Below are 6,914 nucleotides of genomic sequence, written 5' to 3'. Positions count from 1 at the left end.
ACGTCGCTGACCGCTTGCCAGTCGACGTTCTTGTTGCGTTCCATCAGGGCCTTGAGCGGCACCGCGCCGAGGTCGTCGGTGCGCACGCTCGAGAGGGCGCCGCCGTAGCGGCCGAAGGGGGTGCGAACGGCGTCGCAGATGAAGGCTTGCTGGCTCATGGTGATGTCTCCGCAGTGGGTTCAGATGGCGATCGGCAGGCCGACCAGTTGTTCGAGTTCCGCGTGGCCGAGGCCGTCGACCTTGTCGATCAGCTTCAAGCCCGCAGGCGTGCATTCGAGCGTGGCAAGGTCGGAATAGACCCGTTTCACGCAGCCCAGGCCGGTCAGCGGATAGCTGCACTGGGCGACGACCTTGCTCTCGCCCTTCTTGGTGAGCAGGTCCATCATGACCCAAGTCTGGCGGGCGCCGATGGCCAGGTCCATGGCACCGCCGACCGCCGGGATCGCGCCCTCCTCGCCGGTGCTCCAGTTGGCCAGGTCGCCGGTGGCCGAGACCTGGAAGGCGCCGAGCACGCAGATGTCGAGGTGGCCGCCGCGCATCATCGCGAAGCTGTCGGCATGGTGGAAGAAGGCGCCGCCGGCGAGCAGCGTGACCGGCTGCTTGCCGGCGTTGATCAGGTCGTAGTCCTCGGCGCCGGCGGCCGGCGCCGGGCCCATGCCGAGGATGCCGTTCTCGCTGTGCAGGATGACCTCGCGGCCGGCCGGCAGGTGGTTGGCGACCAGGGTCGGCTGGCCGATGCCGAGGTTGACGACGGCGCCGTCGAAGATGTCCTGGGCGACGCGGGCCGCCAGCTGGTCCTTGGTGCGGCGGGTGTAGGTGGTGCTCATGGTCATGCTGCCTTCCTGAAGCCGCCGGCCTCGGTGGCCACGCGGTCGATCTTCACGATCTTGCTGACGAAGATGCCTGGGGTGACGATGTGCTCCGGGTCGAGCGCGCCGAGTTCGACGATCTCGTGCACCGTCGCGATGGTGCGCGCCGCGGCCATCGCCATCACCGGGCCGAAGTTGCGCGCCGCCTTGCGGTAGACCAGGTTGCCCCAGCGGTCGCCCTGCTCGGCCTTGATCAGCGCCACGTCGCCGCGGATCGGGTATTCGAGCACATGGTTCTTGCCGTCGATCACGCGGGTCTCGCGGTCGCCGGCCAGCTGGGTGCCGAAGCCGGTCGGGCAGAAGAAGGCGCCGATGCCCGCGCCGGCGGCCCGGATGCGCTCGGCCAGGTTGCCCTGCGGCACCAATTCGAGCTCGATCTTGCCGGCGCGATAGAGGCCGTCGAACACCTGGCTGTCGGCCTGGCGCGGAAAGCTGCAGATGATCTTGCGCACCCGGCCCGCCTTCAGCAGCGCCGCCAGGCCGGTCTCGCCGTTGCCCGCGTTGTTGTTGACCACCGTGAGGTCGGTGGCGCCCTGCTCGATCAGGCCGTCGATCAGTTCGTTCGGAATGCCGGCGGTGCCGAAGCCGCCGATCAGCACCGTGGCGCCGTCCTGGATGCCGGCCATGGCGTCGGCGACCGAGCGTGCGATCTTGTCGATCATGGAATCTGTCCCCGGAGTGGAAGAAGAAGGACGAACCCGGCCACCGGAATGACTTCGATGGCCGTCAAATTTGTTCGTATGCCGAACATCTGTTCGTATAATGAATTCTAGAGAAATCCACCCCGCATGGCAACACAGCAGCAATCCCCCTCCGTCCCGGCCCCCGGGGACAGCTACGTGCAGTCCTTTGCCCGCGGCCTGCAGGTGATCCGATCGTTCAGCGCCGGCGCGCCGCGGCAGACGCTGAGCGAGGTGGCGGCCGCCACCGGGCTGACCCGGGCCGGCGCGCGCCGCATCCTGCTGACCTTGCAGACGCTCGGCTATGTGACGAGCGACGGCAAGCTCTTCGCGCTGACGCCGCGAATCCTCGATCTCGGATTTGCCTACCTGTCGTCGATGCCGATCTGGAACCGCGCCGAGCCGGTGATGGAGGCGCTGGTGCAGCAGGTGCAGGAATCGTGTTCGGCGGCGGTGCTCGATGCCACCGACATCGTCTACGTGCTGCGGGTGCCGACCCACAAGATCATGCGCATCAGCCTGGGCGTCGGCTCGCGGCTGCCGGCCTTCTGCACCTCGATGGGACGGCTGCTGCTGGCCGACCTCGACGAAGACGAACGACGTGCGCGGCTCGAGGCCTCGCCGCGCGAAGCCTTCACCAAGCACACGGTAACCGATGTGGGCGCGCTGCTCGCCAAGGTGGCGCAGGCACGGCGGCAGGGCTGGTGCCTGGTGAACCAGGAGCTGGAGGAAGGGCTGATCTCGATCGCGGCGCCGATCGTCGATCGCGCCGGCCGCACCGTGGCGGCGCTCAACATCAGCGGCCAGGCCAACCGGACCAGCGCCAAGGTGATGCAGGACAGCATGCTGCCCGCGCTGCTGGCCGCGGCGCGGGAAATCTCGCGCCTGCTCTGAAGCGAGGCCGCGCGGGGCTGCGCCTACTTGTGGCGGCGCCTGGCGCCGGGTGCCGAGGTCTGCGACGGGGCAGCCGCGCCGTCGACGCCCAGCCGGCCGCCGCCGCCCAGGCCCTGTCCCTGCACGGTCTGCGCCTTGTAGTCGCGCAGCGAGACGACCATCTGGTTGAAGGCGTCCATGAAGGCGGCCGCGATCACCTTGCCTTCGGCGGTCCGGGTGTAGCCGCCGAGGCCGCCGGCACCGCTCATGCCGCCGAGGGCACCGAAGCCGCCGAAATCGGTCTTCGATGCGCTGCCTTCGGAGGCCGCGATCTGCACGCCCGAGCGGTTGTCGATCAAGGTCAGCAGGGTGGAGGCTTCCTTGGTCTTCAGGCTGCCGCCGATGGCGCCGATCAAGCCGGAGTAGCGACCGCCGACCAGGCCGCCGATCGCGGCGCCGGCGCCACCGGCATCGTTGTTGTTGAAGATGACCTCGGGTGTCATGCCGTAGTCGGAGGCGACCATCTGGCCCTTGCCGAAATTGCTGCCGCCGCGCATCTCGCCGCCATCCATCAGCGCCCGCTCGCGGCCCATCGCGTTCATGCCGGCGGCGCTGCGCTCGACGACGATGAAGCAGTTCGACTGCTGCACCAGCAGGCGCAGCAGGTTGGCCGTGGGCGGCAGCTTGTATTGGTCGCGCAGGATGGTGTACCAACCGGCCGACTGGTTCTCGACCAGCGAGACCGTGCCCAACGGCGAGTCGCATCGCTCGAGCTGGCTGCTCGCGCCGCTGCTGCTGCCGCCCGCGGCGCTACCGGTGGCCACGGTCTTGGCCGACTGGCTGCCCATCTGCATGTCGGTGGTCTGGCAGCCGGCCAGCGCGAAGAGGGCGGCCATGGCGGCGGCAGGCGGAAGTCGGGTGAGGATCATTGAACTGGAGGAGACGAAATGCAGGGAAGGCTCAGGCCGAGGGCCAGCCTCTGAGGCGCTCGGCAGTCTATGAAGGCAGCCCCTGCAGGTCTGCGAGAAGCGTCCCGATTTTCTCCAGGGCAAGTCCGATTCAGTCCTTCGCGTCCGGCTCGCTCTGCCGCCGCAGCTGCGCCCGCACATAGTCCACGTGCTGGCGCAGCGTGTAGACCCGGTCGGTGAAATCAAGCGGGAACTTGGTCTGGACGACCTCCTCCTCGATCCGGTCGAGTTGCGCCCTTGCCTCGCGCCGCTCCTGGTCGTCGAGCTTTCGCGAGGCCAGGTCCTGCTCGAGGAACTTGAGTTCGCCGTAGCGGCGGTACAGGCGGCTGCGGCGGCGCCAGCCGATCAGCTCCGGCAGCACGCGGACCAGCGGCACCAGGATCGCCGCCAGCGGAACCAGCAGCAGCAGCAGCCGCTGCGCATAGTTCGCGGCCCAGAACGGGAGGTAGTTCTGCAGGAACGGGCGGCCGTTCTTGAAGTAGCGCTCGGCCTGGGTCGAGAGCGGGAAATCGGTGCCGGTCGGGCTCGGGAATTCGCCCGGCCGGCTGATGATGCTGGGTTGCCGGTGCACCTGGCGCGCCGCCTCGAGCAGCAGGTAGGCGAGCGCCGGGTGCAGTTCGTCGCGCACCACCAGGTTGGCGGTGGTGGCGAGCAGCTGGATGTCCTGGGGCGGCAGGTCGCGCTTCGGGTCGACCGAACCGCGCTTCAGGCTCACGGGCTGGAAGAACGGAAAGCGCCGTGCAAGCCCCTGCACATGGTCCAGCGAGGCCAGCCGGACGCTGCTGTCGGCGAGCAGCCGCTGCACCGCGGGCGCCTCCGGCGCGGCGATCATGATGGCCGCGTCGACCTCGCCGCGGGCCAGCAGGTCGGCCGCCGCCATGCCGCCTTCGCTGACGAAGCGGGTGGCGGGCGGGCCGCCGTCGGTCACGCCATAGACCGCCAGCAGCTCGGTCGCGACCTTGAAGTTGCCGCTCCCGGGAACGCCGACCGCGATGCGCTTGCCGGCCAGCGGCCCGAGGCCGCTGGACAGGTCGAGGGCGGTGCTGAAGATCCAGACCGGCTCGAAGGCGACGGTGGCCAGCGATCTCAGCGGCGTCGCCTCGGGCGGTGCGTCGGGGTCCTGCGCCAGCAGGCCGGTGCCGCCCTGCACGAAGCCCACCGACACCTTGCCTTCGTTGAGCCGCTGCAGGTTCTCGACACCGCCGCTCGAGGGCTGCAGCTCGAGCCGGATGCCGTTGGCGCGCAGGATCTCCTGGTAGCGCTCGCCGAAGCGGTGGTAGGCGCCGTCGGGCACGCCGGTGGTCATCGCCAGCGAACGCGGCGGTGCCGGGCTGATGTCGCCCACGATCGCCCAGCCCAGCGCGGTCAGGACGGCGACGCCGAGGAGCCAGTACAGCAGGCGGCGGCCGGTGGGCAGGACGGGCAAGGTGGGGGGCTTCATGCCGGGGCGCTGGGGGTGAAGGTGCCCGATTCTGCCGCCTGGCCGTGCAAAACCGCACGGAATCGCGCCCGGCAACGCATCGCACCCCGGACAAACACGGACCTCCGGCGCCGACCCGGCCCGCACGATGCGCCCGGCCGAATCCACCACAGAACAAAGGACAGAGACATGAAAAACGCCGTCTTCGCACTCGTCTTCGCACTCGCCTCCCTGGCGTTCGCCGCCCCCGCCGGCGCGCAGGCCACGCCGGGCACCACCGGTGCCATCCGCATCGGCGTGATCGGTCCGCTGAGCGGCCCCTCGGCCGATTTCGGCCTGCCGATGCTCAACGGCGTGAAGCTGGCGATCGACGAGATCAACTCCTTCGGGGGCTACCTGGGGCGGCCGCTCGAACTGGTGATCAAGGACGACCAGGCCAACCCGGAACTCGGGCTCAAGCTTTCGCAGGAGCTGGTCCGGGAGAAGGTGATCGCCACCATCGGCTTCTGCAACACCGGCGTGGCGATGAAGTCGATCGACGTCTTCCAGGCCAGCCGGACGCCGCTGATCGTTCCGTGCACCACCGGCACGCCGGTGACGACCCGGTTCCCGCCGGCCGAAAGCTACATCTTCCGCAACGCGCCGCCCGACGCGATCCAGGCGCCCTTCATGGTCGACGAGATCGTGGCCCGCGGCTGGACCCGGGTGGCGGTCTTCGCCGACACCACCGGCTACGGCGAGGGCGGGCTGCAGGACGTGCGCCGTGCGCTGGCGAAGAAGGGGCTGGAGCCGGCCTATGTCGGGCGCTTCGACCTCGGCGTGACCGACGTGACCGAGCAGCTGAAGGAGGCGCGCAAGGCCGGTGCCGACGTGATCTTCATCTACACGATCGCGCCGCAGAACGCGGTGATCGCCAAGGGCCGCCACGCGCTGGGCTGGAAGGTGCCCCAGGTCGGCGCCTGGGCCTTGTCGTTCCCGCTCTTCATCGACGGCGCCAAGGAGGCCGCCGAAGGCTCTCTGATGGCGCTGAGCTTCGTCGCCGAGCCGACCAACGAGCGGCGCGCCACCTTCCTCGCGCGCTATGCGCGCAAGTTCGAAGGGCCGCGCATCCCGGTGCCGATGGCCGCCGCGCAAGCCTACGACGCCACTTACCTGCTGGCCCACGCGGTGCTGAGCCTGCCCGGCGACCGGCTGGACGGGCCCGGCATCAAGGCGGCGCTCGAAGCGCCCAAGCGCCCCTACTACGGCGTCGTGACCACCTACGACAAGCCCTTCGGCAGCCAGGACAAGGAAGCGCTGAGCGCCAACATGCTGGTCGTCGGCACGGTGAAGAACGGGCAGGTCACTTTCGCCCATGCGGAGGACGCGACCCGCAACCGCATCGTGCAGCGCAAGCAGGCAGCCGGTGGGCTGTAGCCCGGGTGCGCTAGGGCCGCGGCACGAACTGGCCGGCCAGCCAGCGGCGCAGGGCGCCCAGCGGGCGCCGCTCCGGCTGCGGCGGCCGCGGCGCCACACCACGCTCCAGGCGAAGCAGGCCGCCGCCGGGTCCCTGGGCGCAGGTCTGGAAGCCCATCCGGTGCAGGAAGCCGATCAGCCCGGTGTGGGACGCCGGCACGTCGCCGTACAGCCGGCGCAGGCCGGCGTCGCGGGCCGCTTCGAGCAGGCAGTCGATCAGGTGGTCGGCCACGCCCTGGCGCTGCCAGGCATCGGCGACGGCGATCGCCAGTTCGGCGCTGCCCGGCGGCTCGCCGACGCAATAGCGGGCCTCGCCGATGAGCGCCTCGCCGTCGACCAGCGGCAAGGTGGCGACCAGGGCCACCTGGCGCACGCCGTCGACGCTGACCAGTTGCTGCAGCGCGGCCGGTTCGCAGTCGCCGATGCCGGCATGGAAGCGGCAACCGCGCGACCCCTCCGACAGCTGGCCGACAAAGGCGCCGAAGCGCTGGGCATCTTCGGTGCGCAGCGGCCGGATCCGTGCCGGCGCGCCGTTGCGCAAGGTCGCGCTGCGCGGATGACCGACCGCGCGCAGCGACGCGGCGATGGCGACGGCGGGAGAGGTGGGCACTTGGCGCATGGCGTTTCGGCGGGGCTGGTGAAAGGGAGT

8 protein-coding genes are annotated in these 6,914 nt (G+C 70.0%); 2 read left to right on the top strand and 6 right to left on the bottom strand.

Features of this window, described 5'->3' with window-relative positions:
- The 3 genes from AC1DF3_RS18325 to AC1DF3_RS18315 form a co-directional block, all read right to left on the bottom strand.
- Window positions 1–158, bottom strand: a 158-nt coding sequence (locus tag AC1DF3_RS18325) for a thiolase family protein (RefSeq protein WP_478140402.1), incomplete at its 3' end; no start/stop codon positions are given.
- Between the two features lie 21 nt (window positions 159–179).
- Window positions 180–833: a 3-oxoacid CoA-transferase subunit B gene (locus tag AC1DF3_RS18320; protein WP_286534771.1), complete on the bottom strand. Its 654-nt coding sequence runs from the start codon at window positions 831–833 to the stop codon at window positions 180–182.
- Window positions 830–1,531: a 3-oxoacid CoA-transferase subunit A gene (locus tag AC1DF3_RS18315; RefSeq protein WP_286534772.1), complete on the bottom strand. Its 702-nt coding sequence runs from the start codon at window positions 1,529–1,531 to the stop codon at window positions 830–832. The genes AC1DF3_RS18320 and AC1DF3_RS18315 overlap by 4 nt, the downstream gene beginning before the upstream one ends.
- A 126-nt stretch (window positions 1,532–1,657) precedes the next feature.
- On the opposite strand from AC1DF3_RS18315, the gene AC1DF3_RS18310 reads away from it, so the two are divergent.
- Window positions 1,658–2,443: an IclR family transcriptional regulator gene (locus AC1DF3_RS18310; protein WP_286534773.1), complete on the top strand. Its 786-nt coding sequence runs from the start codon at window positions 1,658–1,660 to the stop codon at window positions 2,441–2,443.
- A 23-nt stretch (window positions 2,444–2,466) separates the two neighbouring features.
- Here AC1DF3_RS18310 and AC1DF3_RS18305 read toward each other — a convergent pair whose 3' ends face one another.
- Both AC1DF3_RS18305 and AC1DF3_RS18300 read right to left on the bottom strand, forming a co-directional pair.
- Entirely contained in the window at window positions 2,467–3,351 is an 885-nt protein-coding gene (locus tag AC1DF3_RS18305) for a CsgG/HfaB family protein (RefSeq protein WP_478140398.1), read from the bottom strand.
- Window positions 3,352–3,481: 130 nt separating this feature from the next.
- Window positions 3,482–4,831, bottom strand: coding sequence for a TAXI family TRAP transporter solute-binding subunit (locus AC1DF3_RS18300; RefSeq protein WP_286534775.1), 1,350 nt, complete (start codon window positions 4,829–4,831; stop codon window positions 3,482–3,484).
- A 168-nt stretch (window positions 4,832–4,999) separates the two neighbouring features.
- Between AC1DF3_RS18300 and AC1DF3_RS18295 the strand changes: the two genes are divergently transcribed.
- Entirely contained in the window at window positions 5,000–6,226 is a 1,227-nt protein-coding gene (locus AC1DF3_RS18295; protein WP_478140397.1) for an ABC transporter substrate-binding protein, read from the top strand.
- 10 nt (window positions 6,227–6,236) lie between these two features.
- Here the strand turns inward: AC1DF3_RS18295 and AC1DF3_RS18290 are convergent, their stop codons facing one another.
- The gene (locus AC1DF3_RS18290; RefSeq protein WP_478140396.1) at window positions 6,237–6,884 is read right to left on the bottom strand and encodes an N-acetyltransferase family protein; all 648 of its coding nucleotides are present in this window, start codon (window positions 6,882–6,884) and stop codon (window positions 6,237–6,239) included.
- Window positions 6,885–6,914 lie beyond the last annotated feature (30 nt).

It is taken from the genome of Variovorax sp. 10N432, from assembly GCF_056394465.1.
This window is presented reverse-complemented; position numbering and strand designations above follow the sequence as displayed.